The organism is Nocardia sp. NPDC005745 (assembly GCF_040630775.1).
Taxonomy (GTDB): Bacteria; Actinomycetota; Actinomycetes; order Mycobacteriales; family Mycobacteriaceae; genus Nocardia.
Map to the genome: position 1 here is coordinate 189,918 of NZ_JBEXYF010000010.1, position 18,575 is coordinate 208,492.

Genomic DNA, 18,575 nt, shown 5'->3' on the forward strand with positions numbered 1-18,575 from the left:
CTATCGCAGGATCAGCAGCGCGGAGGTCTCGATGCGGTCGGCGATCTCGGAGTAGGACCCGTAACCCATGCCCGCCCGCACCAGCGCGCCCGCGTAGAGCAATTCCAGCGATTCGACCACGTCCGGGTCCGGATCCGGACCGAGCGCGCGGATGATCCGCTTGCGGATCTCGCCCCCGATGCGTCCGCGCAGATGCTCCACGTCCGGATCGCGGCCGAGCAGGGCGCTGGTGACCGCGCCGGAGAGTTCCTGCTCGTCGGCCACCAGCATGGCGATGTTCCGCAGCTCCGCGATCACCCGGACGGTCGGGTCCTCGTCCTCGCTGACCGGCGACGGCGACGCGACCAGCCGCCGCCAGAAGATCTCCGCGACCAGATGCTCCTTGGACGAGAAGTAGGTGTACGCGGTGGCCGTCCCGACCCCGGCCGCCGCGGCGACCATCCGGATGGTCATGCCCGCGAACCCTTCCCGCGCCAGCACTTCCACCGCCGCGCGGGTCAGCTTGTCGACGGTGTCGGCCTGCTTGCCGGACAGCCTGCGGCGGGTCGCCTCGAGAATGACGGAATCGGGTTCGGACATGTGTCTGGATCCTACTAGTGGCCGGGGCGGTTCAGTTCTTGGCCGCCGCGATGCCGGCCCGGCGCCCGTAGAAGCTGCCGTCGCCCAGCGACGCGCCGCTGACGTAGCCGCCCGCGCACAGGCCGGAGGTGCACCGGCCTGCCGCGAACAATCCCGGAATCGGCTCTCCGGAAACGTGCAGCACCCGCGAATCCAGGTCGGTGCGCAGTCCGCCGAGGGTGAAACCGGCTGTGAAGCCGCGCATGTCGAAGGCTGCCACCGGTCCGCGCAGCGGGCGCACCCATTCCGGCTTCTTGCCGAGCACCGGGTCCGCGCCGTCGGCGGCGTGCAGGTTGTAGCACTCCACGGTCGCCTGCAACGACTGGCCGGGCAGGCCCATCTCCGCTTCCAGCTCGGCGATGGTCTCCGCCACCCAGGTCGGGGGCTGGCGGAAGAACGGCGTGGAGGTCTCGGTCGTCAGCGCCTCCTCGTAGGACGCTTCGTCGATCACCAGGTACGCCTGATTGTCCTGCTGGATCAGCGTCGCCTGGCCGATCCGGCCGGGGTAGGTGTCCTCCGGGATGTAGCGCTGGCCGCGCCCGTTGACCAGGATGCCGCGGGCCAGCAGCTGCGGATCCCCGAAGAACGCCACCTCGGTCGCGTCCATGTGCGCCAGCTCCGCGCCGAGCGCCTGCGCCAGCCGGATGCCGATGCCGTCGTGTTCCTCGATCGCCGCGGCGGGCCTGCCGATCAGTCGCGGCGCGTATCCTTCGATCATCTCCTTGTGGTAGGCGAAACTGCCGGTGGCCAGCACGACGCCGCGCTCGGCGCGGATGGCGACCGGCTTGCCGTAGCGGCGGGCCAGCACCCCGACCACCCGATCGTCGTCGTCGACGATCAGCCGCGCGATCCGCATGTCGTACTCCGCCCGGATGCCCAGCGCTGCCGCGGTGTCGGCCAGCGGCTTCATCAGCATGTAGCCGCCGCCCTTCTCGCCGGTGCGCTTGTCGGCCATCTGCGGAACATGGCCGCGCGGAGCGGGTTGGGCGATCGCGTTGAAGGGCGCGGCGTTCTCGCCGCCGGAGTACATCAGTCCTTCGTCGTGCGGCGGCTCCCACCCCGGCTCGCCCCAGAACGCCTCGCGGAACGGCACGCCGCAGGACACCAGCCAGTGGAAGTGCTCGACGCTGCCGCGGCAATAGTCGGCGATCTTCGCCTTGTCCACGCCGGGGCCGAGCGCCGCGAGCAGGAAGGTCTCCATGTTCTCCGGCGTGTCCTCGAAACCGAGGGCCTGTTGCAGCGGTGTGCCGCCACCGAGGTAGATGAAGCCGCCAGCCAGGGCGGCGGCGCCACCCCAGCCGCCGGTACGCTCCAGGACCAGCACGTCCGCGCCCGCGCGGGCGGCCTCGATGGCGGCGCAGACCCCGGCGATGCCGTAGCCGGCGACGACGACGTCGGCCCGGTGGTCCCAGGTCTCGACCCGGCTCGCGCGCAGGGGGCGAATGGTGGTGGCGTCAGACATGGTCAACGAGTCCTTCACTGCTCGGCGGGCGCGGACTGCGCGCGGGCGGCCTTCTTCTGCTGCGCCACAATCGTGCCCACCAGGATGTCGAGTTTGCTGCCGTTCGGCCAACCCACGTAGTAGCACAGGAAAACCGCGATCTCGTGCAGCTGTTCTTCGGTGAGTTCGCCGTTGCGCAGAGCGGCTCCGATCTGGATGCCCGCTGTGTCGATGGCGCCCTGCGCCGCCAGCGCGCCGAGCAGCAGCAGCCTGCGATCGCGGATGGTGAGGCCGGGCCGCGACCAGATTTCGGCGAAAAGGTGGTCGGCGGTGAGGGCGAAGTGGGGGCCGGGGTAATCCTGGAACTCCGTGCCGTACACCTCGGCCATCTTGGCCAGACCGCGCTGCCGCACGGTGTCGCCGGAACCGTTGTCGCTCATGAGGTTTGCCTTTCCGATGCGAAGGTGCCCGTCTCGACGCCGAGTCCGGGGCCGAGCCGGTCGAGGGCGAGTGCGGCCAGCGGCAACTCGGTGCCGAGGCGTTCGCCCAGTTCCAGGGCGAGACCGAGATCTTTTTCCCCGAGGTCGCGCACGTGCCGCAGGATCGGCAGCCAGAAGTCGCCGTCCTGGATCGGGGCGGTGGTGTCGCGCAGCATGATGGCGCCGGGTCCGCCGGTGACCGCGTCGGAGTGGCGCACCACCTTGCCGAGCGCGGTGAGGTCGAGGCCGGCGGCCTCGGCCAGGCGTTGCGCCTCGGTGGCCGCGGTGAAGGAGACGAAGTGCAGCAGGTTGCGCGCCAGTTTCATGCGCGTGCCCGCCCCGACCGGTCCGGCGTGCACGATCAGATCGGCGAAGCAGCCGAACGGTTCGCGCACCTGTTCGAACGCTTCGTCGCTGCCGCCGACCATGATCGCGAGCGCGCCGCGGGTCGCACCGGCCGCGCCGCCGCTGATCGGCGCGTCCACCAGTTCGACGCCGCGGTCGTGACACACCGCCGCGAGCTCTTCGGCGGTGCGATCGCTGATCGTGGAGTGCACGGCGACCACGGTGCCCGGCGCGGCCGTACGCAACACGCCCTCCGGCCCGGTGATCACGTCGCGGACCTGGGCGTCGTTCACCACGGTGATCGAGATGACCGCTGCCCGCCCGGCCAGCTCGGCGGCGGAGGAGACCGCCTCGGCCCCGGCCGCGAGGAACGGCTCGACCGCCTCGGGCCGCATGTCGCACACCGCCAGCCCGCCCGGCCATTTCAGCAGCCGCTCGGCCATCGGCGCGCCCATGTTGCCGAGGCCGAGGAATCCGATGCGGGCGCTCATGACCGCACGATCTGTCCGCCGTCGACGTTGAAGATCTGCCCGGTGACCCAGCTCGCCTCGTCCGACAGCAGGTACAGGCAGGCGCCGACCAGGTCCTGCGGCGTGCCCATCCGCTTGAGCGGCAGGCGTTTGACGATGTCGTCGACGATCACCTCCGGGGTGACCGCCTTGGTGGCGTCGGTGTCGATCGGTCCCGGTGCGATGGCGTTGACGCGGATGTTCGACCCGCCGAGTTCGAAGGCCAGTTGCTGGGTGAGCCCGTTGACGCCGACTTTCGCCAGGCCGTAGAAGCTGGAATACAGCCACGCCGCGGTGGAGGACTGGTTGACGATCGATCCGCTGCCGCGCTTGGACATGTGCGGCCAGACGGCGCGGGTCATGACGAGCGCGCCGTCCATGTTCACGCTCATGAACTTCCGGTAGTAGTCCCACGGCACGGTCAGCAGCAGGTTCAGTTTCATCTCGCCGTAGATGGCGGCGTTGTTGACCAGGTGGTCGATGCCGCCGAACTCGGCGACGGCGAGATCGGCCAGCGCGGTGGCGGAGTCGGGATCGGACACATCGACCTGTCCGAACACCGCGGTGCCGCCGTCGGCGACGATCTTCTCGACGACCGCCGCGCCGCTCTCGGCGTTCTTGTCGGCGACGACGACGTTCGCGCCTTCGGCGGCCAGCGCCTGCGCGTAGGCGGCGCCGATGCCCTGAGCGGCGCCGGTGACGATGGCGGATCTTCCCGTGAAACGGGCCATGGAGTTCAGCTCCTCTGTGTTGTCCCGCGGCGGTCAGACCGCGGTGGCGATGACTTTGGTCTCGAGGTACTCCTCGAAACCGGCGATGCCCATCTCACGGCCGAGGCCGGATTGCTTGTAGCCGCCGAAGGGGACGTCGGCGGAGTACCAGATCCCGCCGTTGACGCCCAGCGTCCCGGTGCGCACGCGTTCGGTGACCCGCCGGATGCGCTCGGGGTCGGTTCCCCAGACCGAACCGGACAGGCCGTAGGGGGAGTCGTTGGCGATGCGGACGGCGTCCTCGTCGCCGTCGTGCGGGATGATCACCAGTACCGGGCCGAAGATCTCTTCGCGGGCGACGGTCGAGCTGTTGGGGACGTCCGCGATCAATGTGGGTTCGACGAAGAACCCGCGCTCGTGCCGGGCCGGCCGCCCGCCGCCGACCACGATCCGCCCGCCCTCGGCGCGCGCAATGTCGACATAGCGTTCGACCCTGGCGCGCTGGCGTTCGGAGATCAGCGGCCCGCACACCGTGCGCGGGTCGGTGGGATCGCCCGGCCTGATCCCGCCGAGCGTGGCCGCGGCCGCCTGCACCGCTTGGTCGTAGGCGGCGCGCGGGACCAGCAGCCGGGTGGACAGCGCGCACCCCTGCCCGGCGTGCACGCACACCGAGAACGCCGCCACCGAGCAGGCCGCGGCGATGTCGGCATCGTCGAGCACGATGAACGCCGATTTGCCGCCCAGTTCGAGGAACGCCTTCTTCAAAGTCGTTGCGGCACCGGTCATGACGGCCCGGCCGGTGGCCGTGGAGCCGGTGAAACTGATCATGTCGACGCGCGGGTCGGCGGTGAGCCGGGCGCCGAGCGTGTGGTCGGCGGAGGTCACGATATTCACGACGCCGGCCGGGATGTCGGTCTCCTCGGCGATGACGGCGCCGACCGCCGCCGCGCACCAAGGGGTATCGGGGGCGGGTTTGAGCACGACGGTGTTCCCCGCCGCCAGCGCGGGACCCAATTTGGCGAAGTTGATCTGATGCGGGAAGTTCCAGGGCGTGATCGCCCCGACCACGCCGATCGGCTCCCGGCGCAGCAACCGGCGGGTCTTGATGCCCATCGGTTCGGCCACGCCCAGATCGGTTTCCCAGTCGTAGCTTTCGGCGAGTCCGGCCGCGTAACCCAGGTCGGCGACCGGGCCTTCCAACTGCGGGCCCGCGGTCAGCATCCGCGGGGCGCCCGCCTCGGCGATCGTGATCTCGCGCAGGTCCTCGACGCGGGACTGCAACGCGGTGCGCAACTGTTCGAGGCAGTGGGCGCGGAAGGCGTGATCGCGCGACCAGTCCGTCTCGTCGAACGCGGTGCGCGCGGCGGCGACGGCGGCGTCGAGATCGGCCGCGTTCGCGTCGGCGGCGAGGCCCAGCACTTCCTCGGTCGCCGGGTTCACCGTCGCGAAGACACCGCCGGCGCCCTCGACCAGCTTCCCGCCGATCAGCAGGCGGGACCCGTCGGCGGGCAGAAGGCTGCTCATGGATTACTCCGATACTGTCTGGACACGTGTACGGAATATAGTCTCGGACGTCGATCCATGGCAATAACAGGTTCTAACTCTGCCATTCTCGACGGTGCTGAGCGCGAAGGGGCGTGCTCCGGCTGGATGCACGCGAGAGGGCGAATGCGGCACGGCAAAAAGATTGGCGAATCGAGAAGCATTGTCCGGAACAATGGCTCGGTGGTACTGTCCAGACACATGTCCAGCTATCTGTCTCTGCCCTGGTGGCGGCACGCTGCCGCGAGGCGGAACGTGTTATCGGATTCGGAGTGTGGGCGATGACCGCATCCAATGTGCGTGGGTTCGCCCACCTTCCCATCACCGTGGAGACTCGATAATGCCAAGATTCGCACCCCATCCCGAGCGCAGGCCCGCGCTCGTCTCCGGCGCCTCCTCCGGGATCGGCGCGGCCACCGCCGTGGCCCTGGCCGAACTGGGTCACCCGGTCGCGCTCGGCGCGCGCCGAGCCGAGCAGTGCGCCGAACTGGCGGACAAGATCCGCGCCAACGGCGGTGAAGCCTTCGCCCACCACCTCGACGTGACCGAGCCCGACTCGGTCGACGAGTTCGTGCGCGCTGCCGAAGAAGCGCTCGGACCCACCGAGATCCTGGTGTCCAGCGCGGGCGACATCGAGTTCGGACAGGCATTCGCGATGGATCCGGAACGGTTCGTGCGCCAGGTGCAGGTGCATCTCGTCGGCGCGCAGCGCCTCGTGCACCGGGTGCTGCCCGGCATGCTGCGCAGGCAGCGCGGCGACGTGGTGCTGATCAGCTCCGACTGCGCGTCCGAACCGCGTCCGCGCACGGGCGCCTACAGTGCCGCCAAGGCGGGGCTGGAAGCGATGGCCGCGCAGATGCGCATGGAACTCGAGGGCAGCGGCATCCGCCTGTCGCAGGTCCGGCCCGGCCCGACGCTGACCGGCATGGGCATGGACTCCACGCCCGAGATCGTCGGCCCGGTGCTGGAGGACTGGAAAGCCTGGGGTTTCGCCAGGCACCCGTACATGCTGCGCGCCGGTGACCTGGCCGCCGCGGTGGTGGCGGTGGTGTCCACGCCGCGCGGCTCGCACCTGGTGCTCGTCGAGGTGCAGCCCGAGGCGCCGGTGCGTCCGCTCGCGGACGGCCCGGAATCGAACGAGCGGTGAGGAGGGGCGATGCGAGTGCTGGCCGATCTGGATCTGTGTCAGGGGCATGCCGTGTGCCAGGACGAGGCGCCCGAGGCGTTCCACGTCCCCAAGCACGGCAAAGTGGAGATCCTCGACGCCGTGGCCGACCCACGAGCACGGGCCGACGTGCAGCGCGCGGTCCGCTATTGCCCCACCCAGGCGTTGACGATCGCCGCGGACGAGTGAGCGGAATTCTTCGCACGCGGCGGGTAGGCAGGGCCGGCGGGGACGAATACGATGAATCCGAAACCGGAACGTGTTCTAATCCGTGTGCACTGTCCGGCCCGGCACCTGCGGCGATGTCCGACGTCATGGAGATGATCCGATGAGCACAGCACACACCGACAAGGCGACGGGCACCGTGCCCGCCAGGATCTCCGGGGAGCTGATCACCGGGCTGACCAGCCTGGTCGCCGCCGACGGGAGCGCGGCGCCGTTCGAGATGACCGAGGTCTACACCGGCTCGCCGGTCGGTGCGCTTCCGCAGTCGACCCCGCAGGACGTCCTGCGCGCGTGCGCCGCCGCCCGAGCCGCGCAGACGGAATGGGCCGCGCGGCCACTGCGGGAACGACTGCGCGTGTTCGAACGGCTGCACGAGCTGATCCTCGGTGAAGTGGAGACCATCGCCGACCTCATCCAGATCGGATGCGGCAAGACCCGTCGCATGGCCGTCGAGGAATCCTGCGACGTGCCCATGGTGGTCAGCCACTATCTCAAGACCGCGCGCCGGGTGCTGCGGCCGAAGCGACGCGGCGGCCCGATGCCGCTGCTGACCACCTCCACCGAACAGCACCGTCCCAAAGGGCTCGTCGCGGTGATCGCGCCGTGGAACTTTCCCTTCGCCATCGCGCTGTCCGACGCCATGCCCGCGCTGATGGCAGGCAACGGCGTGGTGCTGAAGCCGGACAACAAGACCGCGCTGTGCGTGCTGTTCGGCGTCGAGCTGTTGCACCGGGCCGGGCTGCCCCGCGGTCTGGTGCAGGTGGTGTGTGGTGAAGGACCCGATATCGGGCCGACCCTGATCGACAACGTCGACTTCGTCATGTTCACCGGCTCGACCGCCACCGGCCGGATCGTCGGCGAGCAGGCCGGTCGCAACCTCATCGGGTGCAGCCTGGAGCTGGGCGGCAAGAATCCGATGATCGTGCTTGCCGACGCGAACCTGGACGAGGTCGTCCCCGGCGCGGTGTTCGCGGCGTTCGCCAACTCCGGGCAGGCGTGTATGCACATCGAGCGGATCTATGTGCACCGCTCGATCCATGACGAGTTCCTCCGCCGGTTGGTCGCCGCCGCGGCGGAATTGAACGGAAAGATCGGCGGGGCCTACGACTACACGCCGGAGTTCGGTTCCCTCGTCTCCCCGCAGCACTTGGAACGGGTCGCCGCCCATGTCGAGGACGCGCGATCGAAAGGGGCCACCGTGCACGTCGGCGGGCAGGCGCGACCCGATGTCGGTCCGGCGTTCTACGAGGCGACCGTGCTGACCGGGGTGACCCCCGAGATGACCCACGCGACGCTGGAAACCTTCGGCCCGGTCGTCACCGTGTACCCGTTCGACGACGAGCAGGAGGCGGTGCGCCTGGCCAACGCCACCGATTACGGCTTGAACGCCAGCGTCTGGACCCGGGACTTCGCGCACGCCGAGCGGATCGCCGCCCAGTTGCAGGCGGGCAATATCAACATCAACGACGGTTTCGTCGCGACCTACGCCGCGAAAGGCACGCCATCGGGTGGCGTGAAACAGTCCGGTGTCGGCACCCGGCACGGTGACCAGGGCCTGCTGAAGTACACCGACACGGTGAACGTCGGCGTGCTCAAGAAACAGGTGCTCGCCGCACGGGCAGGTCAGCCCTACGACAAGCAGCTGAAGATGACTTTGACGTCGCTGCGGCTGATGCGCCGAACCAGGTTGCGCTGAGCGCGGTTCCCTCGCTGGAACCGCAGCGCCCAACGGTCACAGCCCCCGCCGATCCGGTAGCGTGGCCGTCGGGGTGGATCCACGGCATCGAGAACGGATACGCATGAGTCTTCGAGAAATTCCGCTACGCACGCTGTCCGGCGAATCGACGACGCTGGCCGACCTGGTCGGCGACCGCGCCGTCCTGCTGGTCAACGTGGCCTCGAAATGCGGCCTGACGCCGCAGTATTCCGGTCTGGTCGAGCTGCACCAGTCCTTCGGTCCGCGCGGTCTCAGCGTGGTCGGCGTGCCGTGCAACCAGTTCATGGGCCAGGAGCCGGGCACCGCCGAGGAGATCCAGGAGTTCTGTTCCACCACCTACGGCGTCGATTTCCCCTTGCTGGAGAAGACCGACGTCAACGGCGACCAGCGCCACGTCCTCTACCAGCAGCTGGTGGAGACCCCCGATGCCGAAGGCAACGCGGGCGACATCCAGTGGAATTTCGAGAAGTTCCTGATCGACCGCGACGGCAAGGTCGCGGGCCGCTTCCGCCCGCGCACCACCCCCGAGGCGCCGGAATTGGTCGCGGCCATCGAAGCCGTGCTCTGAAGTAGGCGCGAAGACCGGAGCCGTTGTCCGATCGAGACGGCGGCTCCGGTCGCGTTCGGCGGCGATTCTTGTGGTCGGCTGTACGTAGCCGGCTTCGACGGGAGCAATTCGATACGTCATTCGACGTCGGCGTCAGACGCTTCGCTCGCTCTCCTCCCGAAACTCCTCCGCGTGTGGCCCTGTCACCTCGTAGGTGACCGTCGCCCGCTCGGCAGGCCCGTGAGCACTGTTCGGTTCACCCGGGACGATGGACTGCACCAACCTCGTGACTTCATCGAACGTCAACGCCTGCTGCGGTGCTGACACATCGAACTCGTTGATCTCACTGCGGTTCAATGGCGTTCTGCCTTGCTGTGGCCAGTGCGGCTCCAGCAGCGAAAACGGCTCCGCGGTGAGACTTGCCGCCAGCAGGTCCCCGACACCGATCCAGCTGTGCCCGTGTTCGGCGGCAATGGCCGCTGCCCGCCTGAGCCGGTCCACCAGCACGATCGCCGGCCCGGCCGCAGAGTCGGCGAACGAGCTATGAACCCGTAGACTACGCCTGCTCTGCAGGCCTCGAATCGAATCCTGTTGCGGTACAACCGCATCCGAGATAGATGCGCAGGTAGGCTACCGAAGTTCGACACCGAGCTCTACCGACGCCGAAATGTCATCGAACGTGCATTCATCAAGACCGAGAACCGGCGGGCGGTCTCCTGCCAGCGGGTCATACACCTGCATATCACGCGCGACGGTGGGCGGAACGCCAGCGATGACGTAGCCCTCACCGGCGGTGAAGGTGGCCAAGACGAGCATGTGTACCCGCAAATACACCCGGCCTGGCAATGCTGATACTTCAAACGTTCGAATTGCCTGGTCGGGTGTACGCGGACGGGTATAGGCGCTGATCCGGCCGCCGACTAGAGCTGTGCGGCCAGGCGAATCTGGGCGAGCTCGTCCGCGGCGGCCGAAGTGGTGACGTTCGTGCGTGCCGCCGCTGCGAAGATGTCTGTGAGGGTGTCGAAAATGGACTCGATGCGCTTGACCGCAGTTTCGGGTTCTTCACCGAGTATTTCGCGTGCTACTGCATTGATGACGCCGCCGGCGTTGGCTATGTAATCAGGGGCCCACAAGATGTCGCGCTCGCGCAGCAGCCCGGCAACGCTGGGCTCGGCCAGTTGATTGTTCGCCGCACCTGCGACGGCGGCGCACTGCAACCGCGGTACCAGGTCTCGGGTCAGCAGTCCGCCTAGCGCCGCAGGCACCAGCACATCAACTTCGGCGGTGGCCGCGATATCGGGCTCCGCGAATTCGGCGCCCAGTTCGTCGGCCAGTGACCGCCTGGCCGGGTTGACATCGCTCAGTATCAGGTCGGCTCCGGCCTCCGACAGTTGCCGGGCGATCTGCTCTCCAACGTGTCCGGTGCCGATCACCGCGAATCTCTTGCCCGCCAATGCCGATGATCCCGACAGCGCCTGGCAGGTCGAGCGCAGCGCCGCGACGACGCCCATCGCAGTGAACGGCGAGGGATCCCCGCTGCCGCCGGTGCCTTCCGGACGACAGAAAACGTGCTCGGTGCGTTCGCCGATGGCCACCATATCGGCGGGCCCGGTGCCGGCATCGGGGCCTGTCACGTAGCGGCCGCCGAACTCTTCCACGAGGTCGCCTACATCGTGCAGCGCAGCGTGGCGTTCATCCGCAGTAAGGGTTCGCCCGGTAGGGACGACAACCACCGTCTTGCCGCCACCGTTTGGTAGACCGGCGGCCGCGCATTTGCGGGTCATGCCCTCCGACAGCCGCAGTGCATCGCGCAGGCCGTCCTCCCAACGCTCGTATTCCCACACTCGGCAGCCGCCGACCGCCAGGCCCAGTGCAGTGGAATGCACAGCGACGATGATCGGCAACCCGGTGCGCTGTCCGCTTCGTACCACGACTGATTCATGACTGAATCCCACCGGAACCTCCATTCCCTCTAACACAGCTGGATTCGCGGCCACGACCGTCGTCTGGACGCCCAACTCTGTCACTGCCAACTTGCTTGAGACCCGAAAAGCTGACCAGTAACCGCACTTGCAGTCAAGCTGTCGCCCCCGTGAATCGCCGGACGCACAACCCGAACGGTACCCGTGCTGCATCTTTGGAATCGAACCACGAGCTACGGGCACACGGACGGGCGAGCCGGTCCATCGGGTCACCATATCAGTGCTGTGCAAGTTCTGCGCTAAGGCCTGTTAAAAACTTGGAGATGACCGGGTGCTGTGAAAGATTCTGTTTAAATTCATGCAACGCTGGGCGGTGAGATCTGGAGAAAAAATTGAGGTTTGTTTCTTGTGTTGTGTAGGTAGGGCGTAAACAATACTTGCTGGAATGTTTGATGGTGATCTGAAGTTCTGGAGATTGTGCGATAGCGGCGAACGGCCGTGGGTTGGGCGCGGTTGCGGAATCGGATGGATGTTTATGGGTGGGCATGGGATAGGTACAGGCAGTCGGCCTGACTGCTGCCAACCGAGGCCTGCGACGTCAGGGCGGTCGACTCGGCGGGCGTGGACGGCGTCGGTGAAGTGCAGCACGAATTCCACCGTGACCTCGTCGGCCTCACGATGTAAGCGGACCATGACGCCGGAACGGGATGCGGGAACGTTTCAGATTCGCGCGGACCCGCACCGACTGGGCCGGATCCATGTCGACCTTGCGAGCTTGGGACCGTGAGCGGCGGCGGTCAATTACGCGGTTGGCGTGAATCTTTGGGCGTCTTCCGGTCTCGGTGCGCAGATGGTTCCATCACGCCACCGGCCGGTCTTCGTCGCGTAGGACGCGCCCGCCGTAATGTCGCAATGATTGCCGAAGAGCCGTCAACGTGTGCGGTGCCTCCACCATCCTCTTCGATGGTCTGCCGCAACGGCGTGACGACTCTGTCGGTTCGATCGATTATGGAGCTGTTTCGGGCGCGTTCCTGTGACGCTCCAGGATGGATTGTGAGCACTGTGCTTCGCATTTGTGAATGCGAAGACACTAATGCCGGGCGCGGTTTCAACGGCGAAAAGTTCTCACTCCGATGCCCGTCATGACCGCACGCCCGAGGATACGCGTCGGTCGATGCCGTCCGGAAGTTTCAACCCGAGTAAGAGTGGCTTCGAAATATTGGAAAGCTGGAATGCAGACATTACGTGAAGTTCGTTTGGATCATGTTGAGTTCTATGTCGGAGACATCGAGGCATTCGCCAGAGAGTTCGTGACGAACTACGGCTTCCAAATTGCGGGCAAGACGAGCGCGGATACAGGAGGCCACCGCTCGCTGGCGCTGCGTCAAGGGGGCATCGTGATCCTGCTGACCGAGGGGCTCGATCACGATTCCCCGGTGTCGGCCTGGGTCCGGGCACACGGCGACGGAGTGGCGAATATCTGGTTGCGCACTCCGGCCGTTCACGATGTCCTCGCCGAGGCGATGGCCAACGGTGCCACCGTCACCCTCGCACCGCGTGAACGGGCGGGCGTGGTCACTGCAGGCATCGGGGCTTTCGGTGACATCCAACATGGTTTGGTGGAACGGCCCGACGACGCAGACAGCGGACAGCTACCCCCAGGCATCGTCCCGGTGGAGACCGCCGGGGCAGAGTCGCCCGTGAAGTTCGGCGTGCTTGACCATTTTGCATACCTGGTCAATGCCGGCGATCTCGGCTCCGCCGTGAAGTTCTACGAATCGGTCCTGGACTTCTCGGTAATCTTCCAGGAACGAACCCTCGTCGACGGACAGGGTATGGACTCCAAAGTGGTCCAGAATGCCGCAGGTGACGTGACATTCACCATTGTCGAATCCGCTGCGGCGCCAGGGCAGGCCCTAGACTTCATCGCCGCATTCGTGCGCGATCACGGCGGCCCGGGAGTTCAGCATGTGGCATTCGGTTGCGACGATATCGTGACGACCGTGCAAGACTTGCGGGACCAGGGAGTGGACTTCCTCGATACCCCGGGTACCTATTACGACATGCTGCCCGAGCGCTTGGGCGACGTCCGCCACAACCTGGACCAATTGCGTGGGCTCAGCATTCTCGCTGACAAGGACCACGCGGGCGAGCTGTTCCAGATCTTCACGCGTTCAACGCATCCGCGCAAGACGTTCTTTGTTGAGGTGATCGAGCGGTTCGGCGCCGAAACCTTCGGGAAGGGCAACGTCAAGGCGCTGTTCGAAGCCAAGAAGGCAGAGCGCGACCAGCTAGAGTGCCAGTGACTGCGGTGGGCAGCGAACTGCCCGATCGGCTCCAGTGCTTGGCTGATTTCGCTGACCGGGCACAGAAGACAATGTCGGCGGCCACCTGGGATTTTGTCTCGGGCGGCAGCGGCACCGAGCGGAGCCTGGCTGCTAACCGAAACGCATTCGACAACCTGTTCCTGATACCGCGAATGCTTCGGGACGTGTCGCAGATATCGACCGCTACCCGGCTTGCGGGGACATCGGCGTCCCTGCCGGTGGCCATCGCCCCGATGGCCTACCACAGTCTGGTACATCCAGAAGGTGAATTGGCCACCGCGCGTGCGGCGAAGGTGGCCGGAGTGCCGTTCACCGTGGCCATGCTCAGCGGGACACCCATCGAGCAGATTTCCGAATCCGGCGCCGATCTGTGGTTTCAGCTGTATTGGCTGCGGGATCGGGGCGCGACGGCGGAGTTGCTGCGCCGGGCCGAGGCCGCGGGCTGCCGGGCGATCGTTCTCACCGTGGATGTTCCTCGGCTGGGCCGCCGGTTGCGCGATCACCGCAATGGTTTCGCGCTGCCGGGAAACGTCTATGCCGCCCATTTCAGGGGCGATGCCGCGGTGGGTGCGCAGCGGTCAAGTACCGGCGGTTCGGCCGTCGCAACACACACCACCGAGATGTTCGACCCTGCGCTGGACTGGAGCGACGTCGAATGGCTGCGGCAGCGCACAGAGCTGCCGATCGTTGTGAAGGGCATACTCGCGCGCGAAGACGCTGCGATGGCCGTGCGATCCGGCGCGGACGCGATCGTGCTGTCCAATCACGGTGGCCGCCAGCTCGACGGGGCCGTACCTGGCATCACTGTGCTACCAGAGGTTCGGGCCGCAGTGGGTGATGACGTGGAACTCCTTGTCGACGGGAGTGTCCGGACTGGTACGGATGTACTCAAAGCCTTGGCAAGTGGAGCTGACGGTGTCCTCCTGGGGCGTCCGATCCTCCACGGGCTCGCGGTATCCGGCGAGGCGGGTGTCGGCGCAGTGCTCGCGCTGTTGCGCGAGGAGTTCGAAACTGATCTCGCCCTGTCCGGCTGCCGTACCATCCGCGACGCCGCCCGGCTGCGGATCACGTCCTCGACTGCGGCCGGGCATTCGCCCTATTGATTCAATGGATCCCAATTCGATAAGACTGGTAGGCGAGTGAATCATCATGAATTACGACGTCATAAAAACGCTCGGACCCGCAGGTACCGATGCGCACGCTGAAGCGGTCCGTATCGGTGCCGACAGGATCGAATTGTTTCCCTCCTTTCGAACCGCAATCGACGACTCCGAACTGCGCGGCGGAAAGGCGCTTGTCGCCGCTGGGTACTTGGACATGAATGATGGACTAGTGGTTGACTCATGGGTTGATCTGCACTTCAGCAAGCGTCAATCCATGGTGATGATCGGAGTATGGGAATCGCCGACGAAACCCATGTGCGTCGCGGTTCATTCTGATTTTCCCGGAGGTTTGTCGAATATTCGCTCGGCGGTGGCACATCCCGCAACTCTGCAAATGGTCCGCGAAAACATGCCCACCGATGTCGCGATATCGACGGTGAATGCGAAGCCCGAAGCCGCACGGCTCGTCAGCGAGCGAAGAGTCGACGCCTGTATCGGATCGGTGGACGTCGTGGAATCCATCGAGAATCTGAAGGTCCTCAGGAAGCTGGAGGCGTCGTCGATGGTCTGGTGTCTGTATGAGCACCGCTGACATTGCTGCGGACAAGTGGGTCCGAATCGGTGGTTTGCAGGTCGCGAGTACATTACGGGACTTCGTGGAGCTCGAGGCGATCCCCGGTACCGACATAGACGCGGCCACCTTCTGGGCGGGCGCCGAGCGGCTGATCGCCGATCTTGTCCCGCGGAACCGCGAATTGCTGGCTCGGCGCGACGATCTGCAGCGCAAGCTGGATGTTTGGCATGCCGAGCACCGTGGCGAGAACTTCGACGCGGTCGACTATCGGGCATTCCTGACCGAGATCGGCTACCTGGTTGCACCGCCCGCGCCATTTACCGTGGACACCGCGAATACGGATGTGGAAATCACCCATGTCGCAGGTCCGCAACTGCTGGTGCCGATTATCGATGAGGCCTTCGCGCTCGAGGGGGTGAATGCACGTTGGGGGTCACTGTATCGTGCTCTGTACGAGACCGACGCAATACCCGCGGATGGTTTTGCTGATCGTAAGCGAGCCGTAATCGACTACACCCGCAGCATTCTCGACACTGCGGCGCCGCTGGTAGCGGGTTCCCACGCCGATTCGACGTGCTATTCTATCGAAGCCGGCACGTTGCAGATTCAGCTGATAGACGGTACACACACCGGGCTCGCACCCGACGCAAGGCTGATCGGTTTCCAGGGAGACCCCGCAAGCCCATCAGCGGTGCTGATCGAACACCATGGACTGCACATCGAAATCCGGATCGACCCCAGCGCTGAATTCGGCCAGATCGACTCAGCTGGTGTCCAGGATGTGGTTCTGGAGTCTGGGATCTCCACAATCATGGACTTCGAGGATTGCGTTGCGGCCGTGGATGTCTCGGACAAAGTGCAGGTTTACCGGAGCTGGCTCAGTCTGATGAAGGGCAGCTTCGCGTCGCGCCGAGGCAGTTCGACTATGAACCCGGACCGGCGCTACACCGGTCCGGATGGCTCCCAGGTGACGCTGCACGGCCGGGCATTGCTGTTCGCGCGGATCGTCGGGCCTCTGATGACCACCAACGCCGTTCGGTGCGCCCAGGGCGCCGAGGTTCCAGAGCTCATCCTCGATGCGCTGATCACCACACTGGCAGCACTGCATGATCTTCGGGGCAACACCTCTCTGGCGAACTCGCGCAACAGTGCGGTATATCTGGCGGTGCCCAAACAGCACGGGCCCGAGGAGTTCGCATTCACCGACGAGCTATTCGGCCGCATCGAACAGTTGCTTGGCCTGCCGAAATACACGCTGAAACTTGGGATGTTGGACGAGGAGCGGCGCACCACCGTCAACTTGTCGGCATGTCTTGCGGCTGTCCGACACAGGGTCGTATCCACCAACAACGGTTTGCTCGACCGCACCGGCGACGAAATCCACACCTCGATGGCGGCCGGACCGATGGTTCGCAAGGCCGATATGAACCGACAGCGCTGGCAACAGTCGTTTGAGGAATGGCACGTTGATACCTGCCTGGCACACGGACTTTCGGGCAGGGCGCTGATCGGGCTGGGAATGTGGCCTACACCCGATAGTATGCACGAGCTGCTGCAGCGAAAGATAGGGCAACTAACAGCTGGTGCCGGAACCAGTTGGGTGCCGACCGCCGATGCGGCGATCTTGCATGTCCTGCACTACCACTGGCTAGATGTTGTTGCCCAGCAACGCAAGGTCGCCGCCGACGGGCCTCGCCGGTCGCTTGACGACCTCCTACAGCTGCCTGTGGCCCAGGATTTGGCATGGACCGCGGCAGAAAAGCAGGCGGAGGTGGACGCCCACTGCTACACAATCCTCGCCTATGTCGTGCGGTGGATCGAGCAGGCTGTCGCCAGCTCGCCGATGCCCAGTATCAATGGTGTCGTGGTACTGGAAGACCGTGCGACGCTGCGGATGTCCACCCAGCTGCTGGCTAACTGGCTCCATCACCACGTAATAACTGAGCGCGATGTGCTCGGCAGTCTCCGGCGAATGGCCGCACTCATCGATGACCGCCACCGTGACGACCCCGGCTACCGGCCGCTGGTGCCACAGGGCGAGACCACGATCACATGGCGCACTGCGTACGAGCTGATCGCACAGGGCGTGTCCGCGCCCAACGGTTACACCGAGCCGTTGCTGTACCGGCGGCGCCGCGAATACAAGGCACGAACCGACAGGACGCCAGTCGAGCTGACGAGAAGGGGAGAGGTATGCGGGCAGTTGTAGTGAGCGAGCCTGGCGGTCCAGATGTCCTGCGCTACAACCACATGCCGGATCCGGTTCCAGGGCCGGGCGAGGTGCTGGTTCGTACGGGGGCGATTGGTGTCAACTATCGCGACGTGTACGTGCGTTCGGGCACATACCCCGCCGAGCTACCGATCCCCGGCCTCGAAGGGGCCGGCGTGATTGTTGCGATCGGCAGCGACTCCGGAGAATTCACTGTCGGTGATCGGGTGGCCTGGGGTTTCGCCCGGGGCAGTTATGCCGAGCTGGTCGCTGTTCCGGCCGGTCAGTGCGTGCCGGTACCCGACAACATCGAGTTGCAGGTGGCTGGCAGCGGACTGCTGCAGGGAATGACAGCGCATTACCTTCTGGAGTCGGTGTACAAGCCAACCCCCGGGGAAGTGATCCTTGTCCACGCGGGGGCCGGGGGAACAGGGCAGTTGCTGATCCAGTGGGCCACCGCCCGCGGGATTCGGGTGATCACCACCGTTTCCACCGATGAGAAGGAGAAGCTAGCCCGGGAGGCTGGGGCGTGGCAGGTGCTGCGCTACGGTGCCGACCTCGCCGACCGCGTCCGCGAACTGACGGAGGGCGATGGTGTTACGGCCGTCTACGACGGCGTCGGCGCGCCGACCTTTGAGGCGAGCCTGGCAGCGCTGCGCCCACGTGGTGTGCTCGTCCTGTTCGGAGCTGCAGGCGGCCAGGTTCCGCCGTTGGACCTGCAGCGACTGGCTGGGCGGGGCTCGCTCTATGTCACCCGTCCAGTGTTACCGGACTTTCTGCGCACCCGAGCAGAGGTCCTGAGCCGCTCGCACGCGGTCTTCAAAGCCCTGGCGGATAGCACACTGCGAATCCGCTGCGGCGGCACCTACCCCCTGGCCGATGCCGCTCAGGCCCACCGTGACCTCGAATCACGCGCTACCACCGGATCGCTCGTCCTGATCCCCTAGCCAGATCTTGGGGCGCCCGCGTTTCAAAGGGAGTACACCGAGATGTTTTACCGGCCGATCAGTAGAAGTCCACTGCGGTCACCGCGGGCGTGGATTGCATAACGTGCCTGACAGGGCGCGGTCATCGGTATGTGGCACCCGGGAGGGTATGCAAGCCATGTGAAGATTTAGTCTAAATCCGTGCAACGAGCCGTG

Annotated in this window: 18 protein-coding genes; 9 read left to right on the plus strand and 9 right to left on the minus strand. The window is 65.9% G+C overall.

The features are described 5' to 3' along the window. Genes ABZ420_RS13755 through ABZ420_RS13780 form a run of 6 tightly spaced genes read right to left on the minus strand, consistent with a single transcriptional unit; the run spans position 1 to position 5,626 of the window. On the minus strand, positions 1-579 hold the full coding sequence (locus ABZ420_RS13755) for a TetR family transcriptional regulator (RefSeq protein WP_357121520.1): 579 nt from the start codon (positions 577-579) through the stop codon (positions 1-3). 31 nt (positions 580-610) lie between these two features. Then, positions 611-2,080 carry an FAD-dependent oxidoreductase gene (locus ABZ420_RS13760; protein WP_357121523.1) on the minus strand — a complete coding sequence of 490 codons (1,470 nt, stop codon included), beginning with the start codon at positions 2,078-2,080 and terminating at the stop codon, positions 611-613. Between the two features lie 14 nt (positions 2,081-2,094). Next, positions 2,095-2,499, minus strand: a complete 405-nt coding sequence (locus tag ABZ420_RS13765; RefSeq protein ID WP_357121526.1) for a carboxymuconolactone decarboxylase family protein — start codon at positions 2,497-2,499, stop codon at positions 2,095-2,097. Continuing rightward, entirely contained in the window at positions 2,496-3,374 is an 879-nt protein-coding gene (locus tag ABZ420_RS13770; RefSeq protein WP_357121529.1) for an NAD(P)-dependent oxidoreductase, read from the minus strand. The genes ABZ420_RS13765 and ABZ420_RS13770 overlap by 4 nt, the downstream gene beginning before the upstream one ends. Further along, positions 3,371-4,123, minus strand: a complete 753-nt coding sequence (locus ABZ420_RS13775) for an SDR family oxidoreductase (protein ID WP_040866630.1) — start codon at positions 4,121-4,123, stop codon at positions 3,371-3,373. Before ABZ420_RS13775 ends, ABZ420_RS13770 begins: the two co-directional genes overlap by 4 nt. 33 nt (positions 4,124-4,156) lie before the next feature. Next, a complete protein-coding gene (locus ABZ420_RS13780; protein ID WP_357121532.1) occupies positions 4,157-5,626 on the minus strand; it encodes an aldehyde dehydrogenase in 1,470 nt (489 codons plus the stop codon). A gap of 358 nt (positions 5,627-5,984) precedes the next feature. Here ABZ420_RS13780 and ABZ420_RS13785 point away from each other — a divergent pair, with 358 nt between their 5' ends. The 4 genes from ABZ420_RS13785 to ABZ420_RS13800 all read left to right on the plus strand — a co-directional run bounded on the left by ABZ420_RS13785 (position 5,985) and on the right by ABZ420_RS13800 (position 9,319). Continuing rightward, on the plus strand, positions 5,985-6,791 hold the full coding sequence (locus ABZ420_RS13785; RefSeq protein ID WP_357121536.1) for an SDR family oxidoreductase: 807 nt from the start codon (positions 5,985-5,987) through the stop codon (positions 6,789-6,791). 9 nt (positions 6,792-6,800) lie between these two features. Beyond that, the gene (locus ABZ420_RS13790) at positions 6,801-6,998 is read left to right on the plus strand and encodes a ferredoxin (protein WP_357121538.1); all 198 of its coding nucleotides are present in this window, start codon (positions 6,801-6,803) and stop codon (positions 6,996-6,998) included. A gap of 139 nt (positions 6,999-7,137) precedes the next feature. Beyond that, entirely contained in the window at positions 7,138-8,730 is a 1,593-nt protein-coding gene (locus ABZ420_RS13795) for a succinic semialdehyde dehydrogenase (RefSeq protein WP_357121540.1), read from the plus strand. A gap of 103 nt (positions 8,731-8,833) precedes the next feature. Beyond that, entirely contained in the window at positions 8,834-9,319 is a 486-nt protein-coding gene (locus ABZ420_RS13800; RefSeq protein WP_357121543.1) for a glutathione peroxidase, read from the plus strand. 132 nt (positions 9,320-9,451) lie between these two features. On the opposite strand, the gene ABZ420_RS13805 is transcribed toward ABZ420_RS13800, so the two are convergent. From ABZ420_RS13805 to ABZ420_RS13815, 3 genes are all read right to left on the minus strand, one after another. Then, positions 9,452-9,805, minus strand: coding sequence for a hypothetical protein (locus ABZ420_RS13805; protein WP_357121546.1), 354 nt, complete (start codon positions 9,803-9,805; stop codon positions 9,452-9,454). A 123-nt stretch (positions 9,806-9,928) separates the two neighbouring features. Continuing rightward, a complete protein-coding gene (locus ABZ420_RS13810) occupies positions 9,929-10,105 on the minus strand; it encodes a hypothetical protein (RefSeq protein WP_357121549.1) in 177 nt (58 codons plus the stop codon). Between the two features lie 113 nt (positions 10,106-10,218). Next, positions 10,219-11,325 (minus strand): Glu/Leu/Phe/Val dehydrogenase dimerization domain-containing protein, encoded by a 1,107-nt coding sequence (locus ABZ420_RS13815; protein ID WP_357121552.1) that lies wholly within the window; start codon positions 11,323-11,325, stop codon positions 10,219-10,221. A gap of 1,127 nt (positions 11,326-12,452) precedes the next feature. Between ABZ420_RS13815 and hppD the strand changes: the two genes are divergently transcribed. From hppD to ABZ420_RS13840, 5 genes are read left to right on the plus strand one after another with little or no spacing between them, the layout of a single operon-like run. Beyond that, a complete protein-coding gene (gene hppD / locus ABZ420_RS13820; protein ID WP_357121555.1) occupies positions 12,453-13,526 on the plus strand; it encodes a 4-hydroxyphenylpyruvate dioxygenase in 1,074 nt (357 codons plus the stop codon). A 5-nt stretch (positions 13,527-13,531) separates the two neighbouring features. Next, positions 13,532-14,650: an alpha-hydroxy acid oxidase gene (locus tag ABZ420_RS13825; protein ID WP_357121558.1), complete on the plus strand. Its 1,119-nt coding sequence runs from the start codon at positions 13,532-13,534 to the stop codon at positions 14,648-14,650. Positions 14,651-14,696: 46 nt separating this feature from the next. Beyond that, positions 14,697-15,242: a hypothetical protein gene (locus ABZ420_RS13830; RefSeq protein WP_357121561.1), complete on the plus strand. Its 546-nt coding sequence runs from the start codon at positions 14,697-14,699 to the stop codon at positions 15,240-15,242. Next, positions 15,229-17,433: a malate synthase G gene (locus ABZ420_RS13835; RefSeq protein ID WP_357121564.1), complete on the plus strand. Its 2,205-nt coding sequence runs from the start codon at positions 15,229-15,231 to the stop codon at positions 17,431-17,433. Before ABZ420_RS13830 ends, ABZ420_RS13835 begins: the two co-directional genes overlap by 14 nt. Next, entirely contained in the window at positions 17,418-18,380 is a 963-nt protein-coding gene (locus tag ABZ420_RS13840) for a quinone oxidoreductase (protein WP_357121567.1), read from the plus strand. The genes ABZ420_RS13835 and ABZ420_RS13840 overlap by 16 nt, the downstream gene beginning before the upstream one ends. The last annotated feature ends 195 nt before the right edge of the window (positions 18,381-18,575 follow it).

Bases quoted from the DNA above. Each gene is read 5' to 3' on its own strand.
- ABZ420_RS13765 (WP_357121526.1), bottom strand. From the start codon at position 2,499: ATGAGCGACAACGGTTCCGGCGACACCGTGCGGCAGCGCGGTCTGGCC.
- ABZ420_RS13830 (WP_357121561.1), top strand. From the start codon at position 14,697: ATGAATTACGACGTCATAAAAACGCTCGGACCCGCAGGTACCGATGCG.
- ABZ420_RS13795 (WP_357121540.1), top strand. From the start codon at position 7,138: ATGAGCACAGCACACACCGACAAGGCGACGGGCACCGTGCCCGCCAGG.
- ABZ420_RS13835 (WP_357121564.1), top strand. From the start codon at position 15,229: ATGAGCACCGCTGACATTGCTGCGGACAAGTGGGTCCGAATCGGTGGT.
- ABZ420_RS13775 (WP_040866630.1), bottom strand. From the start codon at position 4,123: ATGGCCCGTTTCACGGGAAGATCCGCCATCGTCACCGGCGCCGCTCAG.
- hppD (WP_357121555.1), top strand. From the start codon at position 12,453: ATGCAGACATTACGTGAAGTTCGTTTGGATCATGTTGAGTTCTATGTC.
- ABZ420_RS13760 (WP_357121523.1), bottom strand. From the start codon at position 2,080: ATGTCTGACGCCACCACCATTCGCCCCCTGCGCGCGAGCCGGGTCGAG.
- ABZ420_RS13755 (WP_357121520.1), bottom strand. From the start codon at position 579: ATGTCCGAACCCGATTCCGTCATTCTCGAGGCGACCCGCCGCAGGCTG.
- ABZ420_RS13780 (WP_357121532.1), bottom strand. From the start codon at position 5,626: ATGAGCAGCCTTCTGCCCGCCGACGGGTCCCGCCTGCTGATCGGCGGG.
- ABZ420_RS13790 (WP_357121538.1), top strand. From the start codon at position 6,801: ATGCGAGTGCTGGCCGATCTGGATCTGTGTCAGGGGCATGCCGTGTGC.
- ABZ420_RS13840 (WP_357121567.1), top strand. From the start codon at position 17,418: ATGCGGGCAGTTGTAGTGAGCGAGCCTGGCGGTCCAGATGTCCTGCGC.
- ABZ420_RS13800 (WP_357121543.1), top strand. From the start codon at position 8,834: ATGAGTCTTCGAGAAATTCCGCTACGCACGCTGTCCGGCGAATCGACG.
- ABZ420_RS13785 (WP_357121536.1), top strand. From the start codon at position 5,985: ATGCCAAGATTCGCACCCCATCCCGAGCGCAGGCCCGCGCTCGTCTCC.
- ABZ420_RS13770 (WP_357121529.1), bottom strand. From the start codon at position 3,374: ATGAGCGCCCGCATCGGATTCCTCGGCCTCGGCAACATGGGCGCGCCG.